At 42.8% G+C, this 16,761-nt stretch carries 22 protein-coding genes; 8 read left to right on the forward strand and 14 right to left on the reverse strand.

Translation table 11 applies throughout. The features are described 5' to 3' along the window. Positions 1-125 precede the first annotated feature (125 nt). The 3 genes from BLR82_RS04515 (at position 126) to BLR82_RS04525 (ending at position 2,666) form a co-directional block, all read left to right on the forward strand. Positions 126-773, forward strand: coding sequence for an HAD family hydrolase (locus BLR82_RS04515; protein ID WP_074597782.1), 648 nt, complete (start codon positions 126-128; stop codon positions 771-773). 184 nt (positions 774-957) lie between these two features. Beyond that, positions 958-1,416, forward strand: coding sequence for a hypothetical protein (locus BLR82_RS04520; RefSeq protein WP_074597783.1), 459 nt, complete (start codon positions 958-960; stop codon positions 1,414-1,416). A 281-nt stretch (positions 1,417-1,697) separates the two neighbouring features. After that, positions 1,698-2,666, forward strand: coding sequence for an N-acetylmuramoyl-L-alanine amidase family protein (locus BLR82_RS04525; RefSeq protein ID WP_074597784.1), 969 nt, complete (start codon positions 1,698-1,700; stop codon positions 2,664-2,666). Between the two features lie 340 nt (positions 2,667-3,006). On the opposite strand, the gene BLR82_RS04530 is transcribed toward BLR82_RS04525, so the two are convergent. From BLR82_RS04530 to BLR82_RS04540, 3 genes are all read right to left on the reverse strand, one after another. Continuing rightward, positions 3,007-3,783 carry a YibE/F family protein gene (locus BLR82_RS04530; RefSeq protein ID WP_074597785.1) on the reverse strand — a complete coding sequence of 259 codons (777 nt, stop codon included), beginning with the start codon at positions 3,781-3,783 and terminating at the stop codon, positions 3,007-3,009. Then, positions 3,780-4,925: a YibE/F family protein gene (locus BLR82_RS04535; RefSeq protein WP_083334702.1), complete on the reverse strand. Its 1,146-nt coding sequence runs from the start codon at positions 4,923-4,925 to the stop codon at positions 3,780-3,782. The genes BLR82_RS04530 and BLR82_RS04535 overlap by 4 nt, the downstream gene beginning before the upstream one ends. 272 nt (positions 4,926-5,197) lie before the next feature. After that, positions 5,198-5,833: a YdbC family protein gene (locus BLR82_RS04540; protein ID WP_074597786.1), complete on the reverse strand. Its 636-nt coding sequence runs from the start codon at positions 5,831-5,833 to the stop codon at positions 5,198-5,200. Positions 5,834-5,924: 91 nt separating this feature from the next. Between BLR82_RS04540 and BLR82_RS04545 the strand changes: the two genes are divergently transcribed. Further along, positions 5,925-6,167, forward strand: a complete 243-nt coding sequence (locus tag BLR82_RS04545) for a hypothetical protein (protein ID WP_074597787.1) — start codon at positions 5,925-5,927, stop codon at positions 6,165-6,167. A 10-nt stretch (positions 6,168-6,177) separates the two neighbouring features. Here BLR82_RS04545 and BLR82_RS04550 read toward each other — a convergent pair whose 3' ends face one another. Further along, a complete protein-coding gene (locus tag BLR82_RS04550) occupies positions 6,178-6,615 on the reverse strand; it encodes a GNAT family N-acetyltransferase (RefSeq protein WP_074597788.1) in 438 nt (145 codons plus the stop codon). 241 nt (positions 6,616-6,856) lie between these two features. On the opposite strand from BLR82_RS04550, the gene BLR82_RS04555 reads away from it, so the two are divergent. Beyond that, complete coding sequence (locus tag BLR82_RS04555; protein WP_074597789.1) at positions 6,857-7,129, forward strand: hypothetical protein; 273 nt, start codon at positions 6,857-6,859, stop codon at positions 7,127-7,129. Positions 7,130-7,489: 360 nt separating this feature from the next. On the opposite strand, the gene BLR82_RS04560 is transcribed toward BLR82_RS04555, so the two are convergent. Genes BLR82_RS04560 through BLR82_RS04575 form a run of 4 tightly spaced genes read right to left on the reverse strand, consistent with a single transcriptional unit; the run spans position 7,490 to position 9,474 of the window. Beyond that, on the reverse strand, positions 7,490-7,669 hold the full coding sequence (locus tag BLR82_RS04560) for an H-type small acid-soluble spore protein (RefSeq protein ID WP_074597790.1): 180 nt from the start codon (positions 7,667-7,669) through the stop codon (positions 7,490-7,492). Positions 7,670-7,729: 60 nt separating this feature from the next. Next, the gene (locus BLR82_RS04565) at positions 7,730-8,866 is read right to left on the reverse strand and encodes a zinc-dependent alcohol dehydrogenase (RefSeq protein ID WP_074597791.1); all 1,137 of its coding nucleotides are present in this window, start codon (positions 8,864-8,866) and stop codon (positions 7,730-7,732) included. 25 nt (positions 8,867-8,891) lie between these two features. Further along, positions 8,892-9,251 (reverse strand): spore coat protein, encoded by a 360-nt coding sequence (locus tag BLR82_RS04570; protein ID WP_074597792.1) that lies wholly within the window; start codon positions 9,249-9,251, stop codon positions 8,892-8,894. A 16-nt stretch (positions 9,252-9,267) separates the two neighbouring features. Continuing rightward, the gene (locus tag BLR82_RS04575) at positions 9,268-9,474 is read right to left on the reverse strand and encodes a spore coat protein (protein WP_074597793.1); all 207 of its coding nucleotides are present in this window, start codon (positions 9,472-9,474) and stop codon (positions 9,268-9,270) included. A 135-nt stretch (positions 9,475-9,609) separates the two neighbouring features. Between BLR82_RS04575 and BLR82_RS04580 the strand changes: the two genes are divergently transcribed. After that, positions 9,610-9,813: a hypothetical protein gene (locus BLR82_RS04580; RefSeq protein WP_074597794.1), complete on the forward strand. Its 204-nt coding sequence runs from the start codon at positions 9,610-9,612 to the stop codon at positions 9,811-9,813. Between the two features lies 1 nt (position 9,814). Further along, a complete protein-coding gene (locus tag BLR82_RS04585; protein WP_074597795.1) occupies positions 9,815-10,111 on the forward strand; it encodes a spore coat protein in 297 nt (98 codons plus the stop codon). Positions 10,112-10,208: 97 nt separating this feature from the next. Here the strand turns inward: BLR82_RS04585 and BLR82_RS04590 are convergent, their stop codons facing one another. The 3 genes from BLR82_RS04590 to BLR82_RS04600 all read right to left on the reverse strand — a co-directional run bounded on the left by BLR82_RS04590 (position 10,209) and on the right by BLR82_RS04600 (position 12,735). Next, on the reverse strand, positions 10,209-11,789 hold the full coding sequence (locus BLR82_RS04590) for an FAD-dependent oxidoreductase (protein WP_425440887.1): 1,581 nt from the start codon (positions 11,787-11,789) through the stop codon (positions 10,209-10,211). 190 nt (positions 11,790-11,979) lie between these two features. After that, the gene (locus tag BLR82_RS04595; protein ID WP_074597796.1) at positions 11,980-12,306 is read right to left on the reverse strand and encodes an ArsR/SmtB family transcription factor; all 327 of its coding nucleotides are present in this window, start codon (positions 12,304-12,306) and stop codon (positions 11,980-11,982) included. Beyond that, entirely contained in the window at positions 12,307-12,735 is a 429-nt protein-coding gene (locus BLR82_RS04600; RefSeq protein WP_074597797.1) for an SRPBCC family protein, read from the reverse strand. A 248-nt stretch (positions 12,736-12,983) separates the two neighbouring features. On the opposite strand from BLR82_RS04600, the gene BLR82_RS04605 reads away from it, so the two are divergent. Next, a complete protein-coding gene (locus BLR82_RS04605) occupies positions 12,984-13,475 on the forward strand; it encodes a DUF2798 domain-containing protein (RefSeq protein WP_245693640.1) in 492 nt (163 codons plus the stop codon). Positions 13,476-13,588: 113 nt separating this feature from the next. Here BLR82_RS04605 and BLR82_RS04610 read toward each other — a convergent pair whose 3' ends face one another. From BLR82_RS04610 to BLR82_RS04620, 3 genes are read right to left on the reverse strand one after another with little or no spacing between them, the layout of a single operon-like run. After that, positions 13,589-14,752 carry a M24 family metallopeptidase gene (locus tag BLR82_RS04610; RefSeq protein WP_281242159.1) on the reverse strand — a complete coding sequence of 388 codons (1,164 nt, stop codon included), beginning with the start codon at positions 14,750-14,752 and terminating at the stop codon, positions 13,589-13,591. Positions 14,753-14,775: 23 nt separating this feature from the next. Beyond that, complete coding sequence (locus BLR82_RS04615; protein WP_074597800.1) at positions 14,776-15,753, reverse strand: cyclodeaminase; 978 nt, start codon at positions 15,751-15,753, stop codon at positions 14,776-14,778. Further along, positions 15,750-16,730, reverse strand: coding sequence for a pyridoxal-phosphate dependent enzyme (locus tag BLR82_RS04620; RefSeq protein ID WP_074597801.1), 981 nt, complete (start codon positions 16,728-16,730; stop codon positions 15,750-15,752). Before BLR82_RS04620 ends, BLR82_RS04615 begins: the two co-directional genes overlap by 4 nt. Positions 16,731-16,761 lie beyond the last annotated feature (31 nt).

The raw sequence follows: 16,761 nt of genomic DNA on the forward strand, positions 1-16,761 counted from the left end.
GGTTAGCACAGCAGTGGTAGCCAATTTCATTCCTATGTCACTTTTTTCTATACCATTTTTCGGGTATAACATCAAAGACCGGAACAGACGATAGCAGAAAGAAACTAGAAGAAAGGATGGAAACAATGAAAGCAATCATCTTCGATTTTGACGGCACACTAGCTAACACACTCCCCGTCAACATTTTCGGATTTCAAGAGGTGTTTAAAAAATTTGATCAAAAAGACTATTCGAAAGAGGAAATCAAAGAAATGTTCGGGCCGCCCGAGCCGGAATTAATCGAACAAAACTTACAGAGCAATGATGTGAAAGGAGCTGTCTCTTATTATTACCAACAATATGAAGAAAATCATAACCGGTTGGTCGATAATAATCAGGAGATCGACCAGCTGCTATCCAACTTAAAAGACCGGGAAATGAAGCTGGGAGTCGTTACCGGAAAATCCCGAAAAAGCTTTGAATATTCTTTAGCAGAACTGAATATGAAAAAATATTTTGATATATTGATTACAGGCGATGACGTCAAGGAGGCCAAGCCGGCGCCAGAAGGAATACTGCAAGCTCTGAAAAAATTAGAGGTTTCTCCCGAGGAGGCAATGTATATCGGGGATAGTGATGATGATATGAATGCTGGTAAGAAAGCGGGCGTTCACATTGGCGCGGCCAAATGGCTGCCCGAATACCAGTCCTCGGAATACTCAGTAGAGCCTGAAGCGATATTCCAGGAGGTTTCCGATTTGATTAATTACCTGGAAAAGAACCATGATGATTAGTCTGTTTTTATCTGAAAGCTTTTAATAGGATCTCAAGCGGGGCCAATCAATTTGCAATCCATCGTTGGCTGGACTAGATGGGTAGAAGCTCAAATAGAAAAGTCTCCATTAACTCCTGCTAAATATTCATTTGCATAATTTTACCTGCTTTAGGGGAAAGCTACCTTCGACAAAACAAAAGGAGATGATTCCCCTGAAGCAGCTTTTTTGGATTGCCTTGCTAGGACTCGGACTGTACTATTACCTTGGAGAGGACGGACAGGAACAACAGCAGCAATCTGGGCCGACGGAAACGCTTCCTGTGGAAGAGGTTACTTCCCTCGACGCACGAAGCGAGCAAAAAATTGCAGACGGTGTGGAAAATGTATTGGAAGTCCTCAAGGAACTGGTTACTGCTGTTACCAACCAACCGGACCAAACGGAAACCATAAACCAACTGGGTAAAAGCCTGTCTGAGGAATGGGACAAGATTGAAAAAGCAGTGGAAACCAACTTTCCCGACGATTACAAAAACATTGAAGATAGTCTCTATCCTTTGATTGCGTATGCCCAAAACCAAACACCGGATATGGAACAAATCAAACAATTGAGTTCAGAAGTAAAAGAAAAACTGACTGCTTTCAAACAAAAATTGTCATCCTGATTCAGAGAAGAAATTCCCACAATGGCCTATTTGGGTCCGTGGAGAATTTCTTCTTTTCCCCTGCCTTTTTCAGGGAAAATCATCCGCCTTCTCCCCCCTTTCTATTTTCCTAGTCATCCCTATCTTTCTTACTATTTTTCCTTTGGAAGTACTATTTTGCTAGATAGTTCTCTATAAATAATAGAGAACATGTTTAAAAGGATTGCAGACTGGGTAAGATGGAGGAATATCGTGCTAGACAGCTGTGGCAGGAAAATAGTTTGATAGAAAGGGGTTTTTTGATGAACCGATTAATTACTTTAACGGCAGGCGTAATATTGCTGCTTCTCTCCTTGTTGTTCGCTCCATCTGTTATGGCAGCAGATAACGAGACTTACATGGTAGACGTGGTGGATGGTTCTTCCCTTTTAATCCGAGATGAGCCTTCCAGCAGTGGAGAAGTAGTCGGAAAACTGCAGAATGGGGATCAGGTCACCGTGTTCGATGAAGCCTATGGCTGGGTAAAAACCTATTATAATAATCAAGTAGGCTGGGTAGCCTCGCAACATCTTTTCCCTGTGGAACAAAATCAAGATTCTTTACATAAACGCAAGCAGACAGCAATGTACAAGAAGCAAAATGGCAGCAGGTTGACAGAAGAAAAGGGAAAGCAAAAACAGAATTCTGTCACTATTAACAATGAACAGGAGCAAAGCCAAACAGTCGAACCATTGACAGGCTATACTTTCGTTCTGGATGCAGGGCACGGCGGTAAAGACCCTGGTGCGATCGGAATTGACGGAACCTATGAAAAAGATTTAACATTGGTGACGGCTTCCAAAGTGGCCAAAAACCTGAAGGCTAGCGGCGCCAACGTTATCTTGACTAGATATGATGATACGTATATTTCTCTGGAAAAGCGGATTAAAATCAGTAATCGTTCCAATACTGACGCTTTTATCAGTTTTCACTACAATTCCTTTCCTATCAGTACAGTCGGTGGAATCAGTACCTATCACTATACCGACGATGAAGACTTGGAATTGGCGGAAAACATACAATCGGGCATAATAGACCGCGTCTCTCTTAAGGATAAGGGGACAAAACAAGCAGACTATCGTGTACTTAAGAAAAATAGCGATTTATCCGTTTTGATTGAACTGGGGTTTGTCTCCAATCCAGCAGAGCTTGGGGAAATCAAAACCGAAGCCTATCAGAATAACGTGGCCGCTGGCATAAGCGAAGGAATTCAACATTATTTCAGCCACTAACTCAACAGACCCTCTGGTTTTATGCGAGGCGACTGAAAAACTGAAGTTCCATGAATGGATAATTGACAGTCTGGCATCAAATCCTTCACTTTATGAATTACTGGGTGGGGTTAAGACCTCGAGGGGATAGGCGCTGGAGCTGGACGAGACTGTCCCTGTCACTAATAATCCACAGGCACTTAATTTTATAATTCCTTCTCCCTCAAGGAAAAAGAGTGATTTTCTTTTATAAATCAAAGAAAATCACTCTTTTTAGATTGGCCACTGTTGACGGCTCGTTTGATTAAAAAGGACTTTTTCAGGGGTCACGTTTCATGCTGGGTTGTTTCTGTTTAACATTTTATTGGGTTGCCCCACTCTTCTTTTTGGTCCGCACTAACGCAAGAGCGGTAATCCATGCAGTTATCGGAATGACGATAGCCACTCCCATTCCCGCACAGAGAATGCCGATCATTTCTTCTGCGAACACCTTGGAGTTGATAATTTCGCCAAGTGAATAAGCCAAGTCTTTATACCAAATCAACAATGCCAAATAGCCTCCCATAAACGCAAAGAAAACCGTATTCGTATTCGTCCCCAAGATATCCCTGCCGATACTTAGACCAGAAAAAAATAACTCTTTCCTGTTCATCGAGGGATTATGGTAAAAAATTTCCCGCATAGGAGAGGAAATCGAAATGGCAACATCTGTTATTGCGCCGATTGTACTCATAATGATCACAGATGCTGCAATCTTTACAAAGTCCACCCCTATATGCATCGTAAATACGTACAGTTCACCCATTTCTTCTTCACTGAATCCTTGAATCATCGATCGATCCGTCAGGTAGACAATAAAAAAGATTAACAGGACAATGGTGATAACCGTAGACACAAATGCCGTTTTAGTCGTAATGTTGACTTTATTAATAAAAAAGAGTGTGATGCAACTAATAAGGGTACTGGCAACAATCGTTAAAATAACCGGATCGTTATCTCTTCCAAGCATCATAAACAAGATAATAATCAGTACACCAAAGTTCAACATGATGGCGAAAAAGGATCGTGCTCCCTTTTTTCCTCCAATGCCAATCATCAATAAAAACAGGATCACTGCCAGCCAAACTAAAGTGTTCATGATTTCGCCCGCTTTCGATTTATAAAAAATATCGCTGTATATAGCCCGATAGGAATGGTAAGCACGATTCCTATTCCACCAGCTAAAGCCCTGGCTAATTCCAAGGAAAGGTTCATGGAAAACGTATAAGACACTGGATACTCATTTTTCAAATATAAAATCATGGTCGGAATCGAGCCGCTGATATAAGCGAAGAACAGGATATTGGTCATCGTGCCCATAATATCTTTTCCAATTTCCATCCCAGAAGTTTTAAGCGCTTTGACTGTAATGTCAGCATTCTTCTCATATAACCCGAAAATGGAAGAAGACATCGTGATCGCCACATCCATGACTGCTCCTAATGAACCGATCAAAATGCCTGCCATGAAGACCATTTGCGGCGGACGCGTTAAAAAGCCCATTTCCTCGTAACGAAGGCCTTTTTCAGCAGTGATCCACATAACCAAATAAGTAATCAGCAAGGATGTCAAGGTTCCTAACAGGGTAGCAGCTACCGCCGCGTACGTTTTTTGGTTGAATCCGTTGACAAGCAATAAGGAAGTTAAAGTGAATAAAACCACACTGCATGCGCACATCAACAGCAAGCCGAAATTTGCGTACTGGATATACATATCTAAAGCATAAGAAATTAATACAGCATTGATGGCTAAGCTGAGGACAGAATACAAACCTTGTTTTTTTCCGACTACCAATAAAATGAACACAAACACCCACGCAACAAGCAGGATATATTTGTCTCGTTTGACATCCAAGATAGTTCCGGTCAACTTCGCATTTTCATTTGCATGGTCAGTGTCGATGGATACAAATAAATCATTTCCTGGACGATATGCCTGACTGTAAGTAGCTGAAGCGGAATACTCATTCGTTAAGTGAAGTTGCTGTCCTTTTTTTTCGCCATTCATGATTTCTGCCAAAATCTCTTGTGTGAAAACCTTATCTTTATTCCCATGCTCTGCTGTTACTTCTTTGTTAGCAACCTGGTTCGTTTCCAATACTTTTGCAATCGGTCGATCGTAAAAGGAATAGTTATGATGCACAAAATACATCGAACAGGCAACTAGAAGTGCTAGCAGAGCAACAGCCAAAACATATTTATATGTAAGTTTTTTCCTTATCATTTCCAATACACTGTCCATCATGCTACCTCCTACATTCTAAGCGGCATCTCGTGTAAGAGGATATTACCGTTTTTCCTCAGAGAGGATAAAACGTAATGCTATCTTTCTTTGCACAGGATACCCATTCACCAGGGAAAGAATGAAATTAGCATAACAGGCAAACTTTTAAGCCGTCAAGTTAACGCTAAATCCTGACAAGCAGGTTATGAAAATGGTATCTGGCTATCTAACCTAACATTTCGAAAGTTATCTGCTGCCATCGTTTTTCTTCCTTATATCCAGATTTGATATCATCTGCTAACCCGCCAGGTTTCTTGAATACTGAACTGCTCTCCTACAAGGAAAGAGACATCCCTTTTAGGATTGGCAGCTTCCAAAAGGGATGGGAAAAAGCTCTGCATGTATTGTCGATGATCATATGCACTTTTCCAGCCTGACAATACAAGAAACTGGTTTTCAACCTCTCGGGAACGAGCAAACACACCACCCAGCATCCCTTCAGCCTGCTGCATACCAGGATTCCATATCCCCTGTTGGAAATATATGAAACGAGGAATAAATTCACATTTCACAGTAGCTAACGCAATTCGCACAAAATGCGCTTTCTCTAGAACATTGTAGATGTCCCGTTCTTCCGATAAGTTGAATTGCCTCTCGAATAAGTCTATTGAAATGGAGTTATAGGTTTTTTGTTGATTTGTTCCCTCAACGATTGAATCATGTGTATGTTCCATAAAATGCCGATAATCGTCAAGCGTCTCCCAAAAAGAGTAAATGGAAGCTGTATATGAGTTGGTTTCTTCCCAGCCGCCAAACTGGCCAAGAAAGCCATTACACTGCTTCAAGGCATTCCACATGGCTTGCTGTTCACTAAATACCTGTTTAGCTTCAGGGGGTACGTGGCACGAAATTTTTTTTATTATCAATTGAAATCACCTCTTTTCTCCTAATAGCTGGAACTGGAATTTAAATCGAGGTAAAATGGAAGCAATAACAAAGGGAGGGGAACTCTTACAAATGATCGATCGCAAAACAAAACTGATTTTTGGACTAGTGTTTTTGTTAGCAAGCGGCTTCTTATACACAATGGAACGGTTAAATCGTTATATCTATTGGTTCGCCCAAACTTCTACTGGTGAATTCCCTACCAATCCCGACATGCAGCTCATTTACCAAAATCTTTTCATACCCGTGTTTTTGTTGATCAGTATCCTGTTTTTTATTTGGTATTTCTATGAGTCCTGGCAACACAACAATTAATCGATAGTACTTATAACTCCCTTTTCATCGTAAACGTCTTTTCTGTAAATCCCAACTTTTTATAAAGTTCAATCGCACTGTTTTCTGCATGAACACTCAAGCGCACTTCCTGATGCCCTGCACTCTTAAGTTGATCACAAACAGCATGCAGCAATTGTTCGGCAATCCCTTTTCCTCTATAAGCAGGAACGACGAACAGCTCATAAACAAAACCGAAGGGCTTGTCTGTAAACGAATCCTTCCCCTTACCTATTAAACTCCATCCAAGCAATTGGTCGTGTTCAAAAGCAGCCCAATAGCAGCCACCTTTTTGCAGAACGGACTCGATCAGCTTTTTCGTCTTATTTGCATCAGGTGCTGATTCTCCTGCTGTCCCCTCTCGTACCGCTTGAGGAGACAATTTCAAAATCAGCTCCTGCTCAAATTCGTCAGGTTTTCTTATTTCCATCTTTTTATACTCCTTGTACCTATTTTGATAGTCGGCCATACACCCTAAAAAACTTCTATACTGGGTTTTGTTCGTTGACATTCTGGATAGTTTCTATCTTAACATAACCTTCTATCCCTCCGTATCAATCAAATTTGTTTTCTTCCAATTTGAAATCATTAGTTGCCGATCCTTCCAAGTCTCCCAAAATATGCTAAACTAAACCTATCAATTGAATAAACGTTAGATAAGGAGTGGTAAATTGCTTCCGATTTTTCTCACGATACTCACGGTGGTAGCTCTGGTTTTTTCTATAAGCATCAACATAAAGAAAAGAAGAAAAGCAAAAGTAACCGGAATAAAGACCGCCTTGACATCAATTTGTTTTTATTTGATCGCTGTCATACAGCTGTTAGGTTACTGGTTGGACTTTTTGGGTACCATCAGCTGGACAATGACATTGTTGTTATTGATAGCAGGAGCCTATTTCACGAAATATCTACCGGTCAAAGAAGATGGCGATATACAGTTATAGCCATAAAAATAACAAACCTAAACAAGCAGTATGTAAGCAAACCAGCTGCAGGAAAGTATACTTTTACTGGAATTCTTGTCCAAAGCAAAAACCGAACGATGATTCCAAATCGCTCGGTTTTTTGTTGTTCCTATAAAAAGCGAATAATCTTTCTGCTTAGAAAGAATGGATGCAAAACTTCGGAGGAAGTAGGAGCCATAGCCGAGGAAAGCACAGTTGCTCGGAACAGCGAGGTGCAGCAAGCAACAGGATGAAAGGAAGTCTAAGCGTTTGCTTTCATCTGCTGTTGCTTCCTAATGTTATCAACTAGTCCATGGGTTCCTATCCTGTTAACATTGATTTAGCAAGTATTGAGCGCTGTCACTGTTCTAACAAGTCTTCCACCTGAACACTTTGTTTTGTTTCCGGATCTTCGAGCGGATGGATGGTCGCCATCCCTGCTCCTTGGTCGACGTGTTCAATATACACTTTTCCTCCATTGTAGGTGACATCGATCATTATCTCAGACGAGGTGATTTCCTGCGCACGGTGTGCATCCATAAGTGTGACCTCCTTTCCTTTTACGACCTTAATGTGTATAAAATGCCAAGGAATCATGTATTAAGGTTTCAAAACGACTTTTATACAGTCTTCCGTCTTCGTATCAAATATTTCGTAGCCATGTTTTGCTTCGCTCAGCGGCAATGTATGCGTAATAATATCACTTAAGTCAACCTTTCCCTGAGAAATAAGGTCGTGTAAGTACGGCATATAATGGATGACAGGTGCTTGTCCGCTCCTTATCGAAACATTTCGCTGAAAAATATCGCCAAAAGGAAAAGCATTATACCGGCTGGAATAGACCCCTGTCACCTGGATATTCCCACCTTTTCGTACGGCCTGACTCGCCATTACCAAAGCCCCCATCGAGCCGCCTTGCAATTTTAAGCCTGTAATGAGGAATTCCAGGTCGGTCATCTTTCCATCCATGCCTACACAGTCAATCACCACATCCGCACCGCCTTTGGTTATTTCATGAAGATAGGCACCGGTATTTTGATGGTCTTCAAAGTTGATAATTTCCACTCGATTGGTGCGCTTGGCATGTTCCAGTCGATAACCGACATAGTCCACTGCGATTACCCTTTTTGCTCCTTTTAGCCAGGCAAATTTTTGAGCCAACAGTCCGACCGGACCGCACCCCAATATAACGACGGTATCGCCTTCTTTCATGCCAGAGTTATCGACACTCCAGTAGGCTGTTGTACCGGCGTCGGAGAGTAACACCAGGTTATCATCGTCCACCTCACTATCCTCCGGAATTTTAAAGGGAGTGAAATTCCCATAGGGTACACGCATGTATTCTGCTTGACCTCCAGGATAGCCTCCTGTGGTTCCCGAGTAACCAAAATAGGCACCCATCTCCCCATTATCATTGGCGTTATCGCACTGACTTTCCAGTTGGTTTTCACAAAACCAGCACTTTCCGCAGCTGACATTGAACGGAACAACGACACGGTCGCCCTTTTTCAGATTCGTAACCTCAGGCCCTGCTTCCTCCACAATTCCCATCGGTTCATGTCCAATAATGTAATTTTCCTGGGTGTTAGGGATCATGCCATGAATCAAGTGTAAATCGGAGCCACAAATGGCGGTATTAGTCAGTTTTACAATGACGTCATCCGCTTTTTTTATTTTAGGTGCTTCGACGTCTTTGACGGCAACATTTTTCACTCCTTGGTATGTTACTGCTTTCATGGTGTCTATCTCCTCCGTTATTTTCTTATTGCGGCGGCGTCGGGAACAACCCTTTTCGATTATTGTTTTCCGGGAAGAGGTCGAGTCCGGCTATATCGACCGCCGTCTGAGCGGACTTCAAATCAAGCATTTGCTGTTCAGCTACATCATACGGATGAAACCACTTTTTCCTTACCAGCAAATCGGTGATCTCCTCTTGAAAATCAAGGGCAGCTTCCATTTGGTTGCGGATGGTCGTCCTGACCTCCGGACTGGCGGCCTCTGTCAAAGCTACGGAATAGTTACGTATTGCTTCTTTAATTGTAATAAGCAAGTCCAGCGCTATCGCTGAATCGATTTTCTCCGGCATACCCACCGAATTGATTGGATCTAGGTAATCGTTCATTTGTTCCACCCCATTTTTACTGTGTCTTTGTGTATGGATAAAGGCGTTGAAGCTGCTTGATGTCCATAATCGATATTTGGACACTTTTATCCAACATAGCGCGAAGATCCTGATCAAATACGATTCCCTGCATCATTTTGGCTTTCAGCAAGGCCACGGTCTTTAGATTCAATAGTTCGTGCAGATCCATTGTTTCATGAAAAGCTAAGTCTTCCTGTCCCATCGGAATCCTCCTAAAATGTATTGAACTAAATGATATTTTATCTCAATCCGGAGAGTCTATACAAAACTGCACCAACGAATAATTACGATTAAAGGAAGCAATCTAAAAAAAAAGCAGACGATGGGATGTGAGTAAATGTCGGATCAATTAGCGCTCCATGAACGATTAGAACTTCATGAAATACTCACCTTCAAAAATTTGTGCCTGACAAAGTCGGCCACCATGCACGGGCTGGTAGGATGTGATCAGCTGAAGTCGATTTTGGAAACGGATGTAAGTGAAGGGAAAATGCATGTAGAACAATTGAATCAGCTGTTAAAACAAGAGAGGAGGAATTGACATGACAAATATGCTGCAAAAAGTGGCAGGGTTGAGCGGAATGACAGATCAAGTTATTGCTACTGATTTTTTAATTACAACTAAATCGGCTGTCCGGAATATGACTTTTGCGCTGACCGAGGCAGCAACTCCGGAAGTAAGAGATGTTTTACGTACACAGTTGAACTATGCAATTGAAGCCCATGAAAAAATAAGCCATTATATGATCGACAAGGGCTATTATCATCCAAGTGATTTGGAAGAACAGCTTGAGGTAGACCTAAAGACTTCTAAAGCAGCGTTAAAATTGGCTGATTAAGCGCCTTTTTAAGATAAGAATCTAAACAGTATGCAACAGCACGAATAAAAGGGATCGCCATTTAGGCGATCCCTTTTCCCTTTCGCAGACTTCAACATCAGTAACCTGAATCCTCCGAGAAAATATTATCGAAAAAGGTATGTTCATCTTTTTGAAGTGGCTTTTCGGCTGGTCCTTCGACCACTTCTCCAGTAAAAGAAAATCTGGATCCATGGCACGGACAATCCCACGTCCGGTCCCCATGGTTCCAATTCACCTCACAACCCATATGGGTACAGGTTGTATCAACAACGTGCATTTTTCCTTCTTCATCACGATATGCACCTTTCCGTTTCCCTTTAATCGTGACAGCCGCCCCCTGGTCCCTGGATAAGTCGTGGATTCTTTGAACAGGCAATGTAAGCTTGCCCTTGATTAGGTGCTTGGCTACGTCTATATTTTCTTTCACAAATTTTCTTGCGCTAGGATCGGCCTGGAAACGTGACGGAGCAAATAAGGCCCGATATGGGGATTGTCTATCCATCACGATATCTCTTAGCAGTCTTGCTGCTGCGGTCCCACTTGTCATGCCCCATTTACGGTAACCTGTCGCAATCAACACATTCGGCTGCCCTGCAGTCACCTCGCCTATATAGGGGATTTTATCCAAGGTCGTCAAGTCCTGAGCCGACCAGCGGTAAAGGATATCGTTTGAATGCAATACTTCATCGCTGAAGGAAGCCAACGCTTTGTAATATTCCAGTGTATCTTTCCCCTGGCCCGTTTTGTGGCTTTCCCCTCCGACAAGAACAATGTTTTCTTTGCCAGCTGTTGCAGCGCGGAGAGAACGGCTTGGCTGATCTACACTTAAGTACATGCCCCCAGGATAGTCTTGTTTCGTCTTGACTGCCATTAAATAGGAACGATCTGCATACATCCTTGTCGAGTACAGCCCCGCTCCCTCATAAAAAGGAAAATGCGTACAGGCCAAAACATGTTTCCCTACCACACGCAAACCACCTCTTGTCAATACAGCGGTACCCTTATCGGTATGTTCTACATTCACAGCAGTTGTCTTTTCATAAATCTGCCCGCCTGATTTATCAATTGTTTCTACAAGCTTGATTAGATATTGCAACGGATGATACTGTGCCTGATTTTTCATCGATAGAACATTTTCTACTTTTTGATCAAACGGAATTTCATTTTGTAACTCGCCACTAATCCCCAGTTTTTGATATGCCTCGTACTCTTTTTCCAATTTATTGGCATATTCAGTTGTCGTTGCATACAAATATGCTTCTTGCCGGATGAATCCGCAATCAATATCATGTTCTTTTACCGTTTCAGCAATAAATTCCAGTGCATCTGTGTTGGCTTCGTAATAATGCTTCGCTGCCTCTTCTCCGAAATGACGAATCAATTCATCATAGATTAGATTATGTTGGGCAGTTATTTTCGCGGTAGTGTGGCCGGTTGTTCCATTCATCAGCCGATCACCTTCCAGCAAGGCTACCTTTAATCCTTCCTTGACGAGCAAATAAGCGGCTGTTATTCCAGTAATGCCGCCGCCAACGATAACGGCATCGACTTGTATATCTTCCTGTAAAGGAGAAAATTGCGGAATATTTGAACGCTCCAGCCAATAGGAGTCCGGAAATTTTGGCAAAATTCCTTCCTTATCACTTTTATCCATCATGGGTATCCCTCCAAGTAAAAACTATTTACCTGTATTGTTTACTTGGAAAGGGAGTTTATACCATTTTTTTACAACAATTAAACAACCTGCAATTATGACAATTCGACTCGATTTGGTTAACTGATGACCCTACGGGAGAACTAGCAACTGCTTGAGTATCTCCTCTACTTTATTTAAATTCCTATAAAAATCATTCTCGTCCCTCTTCTGCTTCCAACACGTGCTTCAGTCTTGTCAGCTTGTTTTCCCAGAATTGTTCGTAGAACCCAAGCCAGTCCTTTACCTCGGAAAGTGGTTCTGGCCGAAGATGGTAACGCTTCTCTCTGCCTATTTTCTCACTGTCTACGAGACCTGCTTCCGTTAACACACCAAGATGCTTCACAACAGCTGTGCGGCTAATTTGAAAATGAGAAGCAATTTCTGAAATAGGTAAATCTTGTTCAACAAGCAGCTGTAAAACCTGCCTGCGAGTAGGATCCGCAATAGCCTGAAACACATCATGTTTTTCAGCAGCCACTTATTCTTCCACTGCCTCTCGCAGCCGGTTTGTAACAAGATTTCTCCACCCATTGTTCATCCGTTCGCGAATCACATAACTTTTTTCATTGGCTTTCGGTAATATAGCATCCGGTTCCTTCCAACCACTATGTACCAGCGTGAACTCTGTTTTCCCATCCTTTTCCTTTAAATAAAACGAAACAATCCATCCCTCCGTATCCCATGCAAAAGAAAAGAAGTTCGGCTCTTCTACCTCTAAGACTTTACATGGAGAGGAACCGAATGGTGACTGGACGTGAAATTCCTTACCCGGTATTGCTTTCATATCATTAGGCATAAACCAAGACTCCAAACCTTCAGCAGACGTAACGATTTTCCATACTTTTTCAATCGGCGCGTTTAGTAAAACCGATTGTTTAATGTCCGACACTTTTTTCAATTTCTCGATAACCCCCTCAATATATAACCATTTGGTTTCACTTTAATTATAACACCTTATGGTTTTATTTCAACTTAAGGAAGGAAGAAAGAAAAGCACTGTTAGCATAGGTCAACAAACTTCACTTTATCCCCTTCTCTATTTAAACTATTGGTTTGTTTTCTAGACAACAATTGTAGTCTCGCAATAATGTCACAAAATTGTCACTTATGTAAAAGCTGGAAGGTCGATATAATATCATCTATGACTAAAGGAGGATGATCTATTTGCCTAGCAATAAGAAAGAGGGTATTATTTTCGGATTATTTATGTGTTTTGGAATGGTGTGCATTATGACCCTCTACAATACAGCATTGCATGGATTTTCTTCTGTAACACCGGGTTCCATGGCGATACAATTTTTGATAACTTTCTCCGTTGCCTTCTTCGCTGAATCATTAGTGGGAACGGCAGCGCGTAAAGCAGCACTATCATTACCTTATGATAAAACGAAAGAAAGTAACATAATAGTAGCCATCGCTTTTTGCATGGTTCCTGTTATGGTCCTGATTATGTCAGGGTACGGACTTATTTTAACTTCCATCATGGCCGGAGTGAAAGGTAACCTATTTAAAGCCTATTTAAAGTTAGTCGGTTTGAATTTTCTTGTCGCGTTACCATCACAGTTACTGATTGTCGGCCCTATTTCTCGACGGTTATTGAAAAAATATATCAAACCGTTAGAGAAAAAAACGGAATTAAACATGTAAAACAGAAGCGAGCTGTATGCAGGCTCGCTTCTGTTTATAAGAATTGCTTTATACTTTCATTTGTCACTTTGCCAATTTCTGTCCCCTTAGCCCAAGGAGCTAACATCCTTCATTTACTTCACGAAAAGTTTTCTGGGAAAGTCCGTCAACGCAGCACATCCTGTTTCGGTAACCTGAAACGTCTCACTGATTTCGACTCCATAGCTGTCAAACCAAATTCCGGGAATCATATGAAATGTCATGTTTGGCCGAAGTATTGTCTTGTCCCCGGCGCGGATACTTGCTGTATGCTCGCCCCAATCAGGTGGATAACTTAGTCCGACAGAATAACCGATTCGCGAATCCTTGAGAAAACCATACTTTGCGATTGATTTCCGCCAAACTTCCTCTATTTCCTCACAGGTCAATCCCGGTTTCACTGCATGCAGGGCCTCATTCAAACCTTCGACAACCACCTCGGCTAAATTTTTCACTTTATCCGTTGGGCTTCCAAGGTTAACTGTCCGCGCCAATGGAGCGTGATAGCGTTGATAACAGCCTGCTAATTCAACAATCACCGTATCGTTTTTCTGATAAGCGCGATCTGACCAGGTGATGTGCGGGGAAGATGTCCTTTTACCTGCAGGAAGGAGCGGTACGATCGCAGGATAGTCCCCTCCGAAACTTGCAGTACCGCTGATTTGAGCATGATAGATGTCGGCAACCGCATCATTTTCCCTCCGGCCAGGCTTGATGGCTTCTACTGCCTTTTCCATTGCCTGCCCGGCAATCATTGCCGCTTTTTTCATCATGGTGATTTCTTTGTCCGACTTGACCATCCGTAAATAATTGATCAGAAGCGTAGCATCGAGGAATACTGCGTTGGGGAGCCCTCTTTCCAGTTGTTTCAACGATTTTGCGGTGAAATAATAGTTTTCCATTTCCACACCGATTCGGCGGTTCCCTTTTCCCATCTTATCCAGAACACGGGCAATTGCGTCCATTGGATGCAGAATCGGTGACTGAATATAATCATCGTTATAAAATAAAATATGCTGATGTTGAAGCCAGGTCGTTTCTTTCGCTGCATTTGCATCCTGCTTACGGCCAATCCAACGAGGCTCTTCCTCGTCAGGAAGGACAACGACCATTTGGTGTACATAAAAAGACCACGCATTATACCCGGTCAGATAATTCATGTTGGATGGATTTGTGATCAGGAGGACTTCAATACCGTCGATTGCCATCTGTTCCTTGGTACGCTTCACACGTTCTTTATATTCTTCCTTAGTAAACACGCCCTGCTCCCCGCCTTCCATTTTCAATACACCGTACCTGCGTTGCTTTTGCTTAGCAATTCATAGGCATAAGCAGCAATCATCGTGTCTTGCACACCAGTACCTGTTAAATCACAAACCGTGATGGAGTCCTTCTCCCGCCGGTCCGGCTTCGCTTCGGAGACTATCGCTCCTATTTCTTCGACAGGAGTTTGAGCGTCCAGAATATTTGCTTCATAAGCATGATGAAGCTCTCCTAGGCGGCTACATTGTGATTTGCTGTCACAGACAATTCTATCCGCTTTACTAAAAATTGCTGGATCAAGTTCGTTCTTATGTTCGGCGTCCGCTCCTATCGCTGTAATGTGCAGGCCCGGATGCAGCCATTCTGCCTGAATCAACGGAGATTCTGCCGGAGTGGTTGTTATCACAAGACCGCTATTCCGTACTAGCTCTTCCGCTGATTCGCAGACAATCACTTCCCCACTGTATATGCCCCTGATATCTGTTATAAATTTGCGCACATTGTCAACCTTCCGTCCATGGACATACAGTTTAGGAAACTGTCGGACTAGCTGTAATGCTTCGAGCTGGTAGCGTGACTGGGCACCGGTCCCGATCAATCCTACTGCCTCCACCGTCTCATTTGCTAAAAAATTTGCCGCAACAGCTCCTGCAGCTGCTGTACGTAAATGGGTTAGATAGCCATTATCCAGCAGCACTGCAAGTGGTATGCCTGTTTCCGCACTAAATACTAGCATCATCCCATTCCCGCTCGGTAGTCCTAATCGTTGGTTTTTAAAGAACCCAGTCGACATTTTTACCGCAAACTGATTCAAACCGTGTACATAAGCGGATTTAATATCTATTTCCCCATGCTGTTCAGGAAAATCGATCCGCATGATAGACGGCATGGTCACTTCCCCTGCAGAATGGCGGGAGAATCCTGTCTCCATTGCTTTCACTATTTGAAAATTCTGTTGAATATGCGCTCTTATTTGTGCTTCCGTACATACAATCATCCCTGTTCCTCCTCCCTTGCTGTGAAAAATTGCTGCCAATCGAGATTATTTCCGGTGATAAGGATAGCAGTAGATTGTTTCACGGCAGACGGTTCGGTTAACACGGCAGCAACTCCAGCCGCTCCGGCACCCTCTGCAACGATCCGTTCTTGTTCCAGCAGGAACGTCATCGCTTGGACAATATTCCGATCCGAAAGAAGAATCATCTGATCCATGTATTGCTGTACCATCTTAAAAGTATAATGATTATCCAGATTGATTCCTCCCAGTAAACTATCCGCTATCGTGTTTTTTTCCGGTATATCGATGGGTCTTCCCTCTCTAAGGCTCTCATGCATCGCTGATGCCGCCTCGATGGATACACCTGTTACCCGGACATCTGGTTTTAGTTGTTTCAACACAAACCCTATCCCGGCTATCAATCCTCCTCCCGATACAGGAATGACCACCTCCTCCAGTCCCGGTAAATCTTCTAATAGTTCCAAAGCAATCGTCCCCTGTCCCGCTATTATATCCCGGTCATCGAACGGCGGTATAATCGTCAGACCATCTTGCTCCTGTAACTGTTGACAACGTCTCGCTGCATCATCCTGCCCATCGCCAACTATCTCAATCTTTGCTCCCAGTCTTTGAAGCGCAGCTACCTTCACATGTGGCACACGGTTGGAGATACAAATCACCGCCGGTATGGACAGCTCCCGTGCGATAAACGCAACAGCCATGCCATGGTTGCCGGTCGAATAGGTGGTGACCCCCTTCCGGCGCTGTATCTCTGTAAGCTGCAGCATTTTGTTGGCTGCTCCCCGGATTTTAAAGGAACCAACTTGATTGATTGTTTCTAATTTCAAATACGCCTCAATCCCTGCATGCTCCGAAAGTGCAGGTGCTTTAAGAAGCGGAGTTTTTCCGATGAGTTTAGAAATTCGGTTTTGGGCCAGACGGATATCGCTTAATGCTACTTCTTGATTGCTGTTCATCCAGGACCTCCCTCCAAATAGTCATTTCTAC

Source organism: Sediminibacillus halophilus (assembly GCF_900103695.1).
Taxonomy (GTDB): Bacteria; Bacillota; Bacilli; order Bacillales; family Amphibacillaceae; genus Sediminibacillus; species Sediminibacillus halophilus.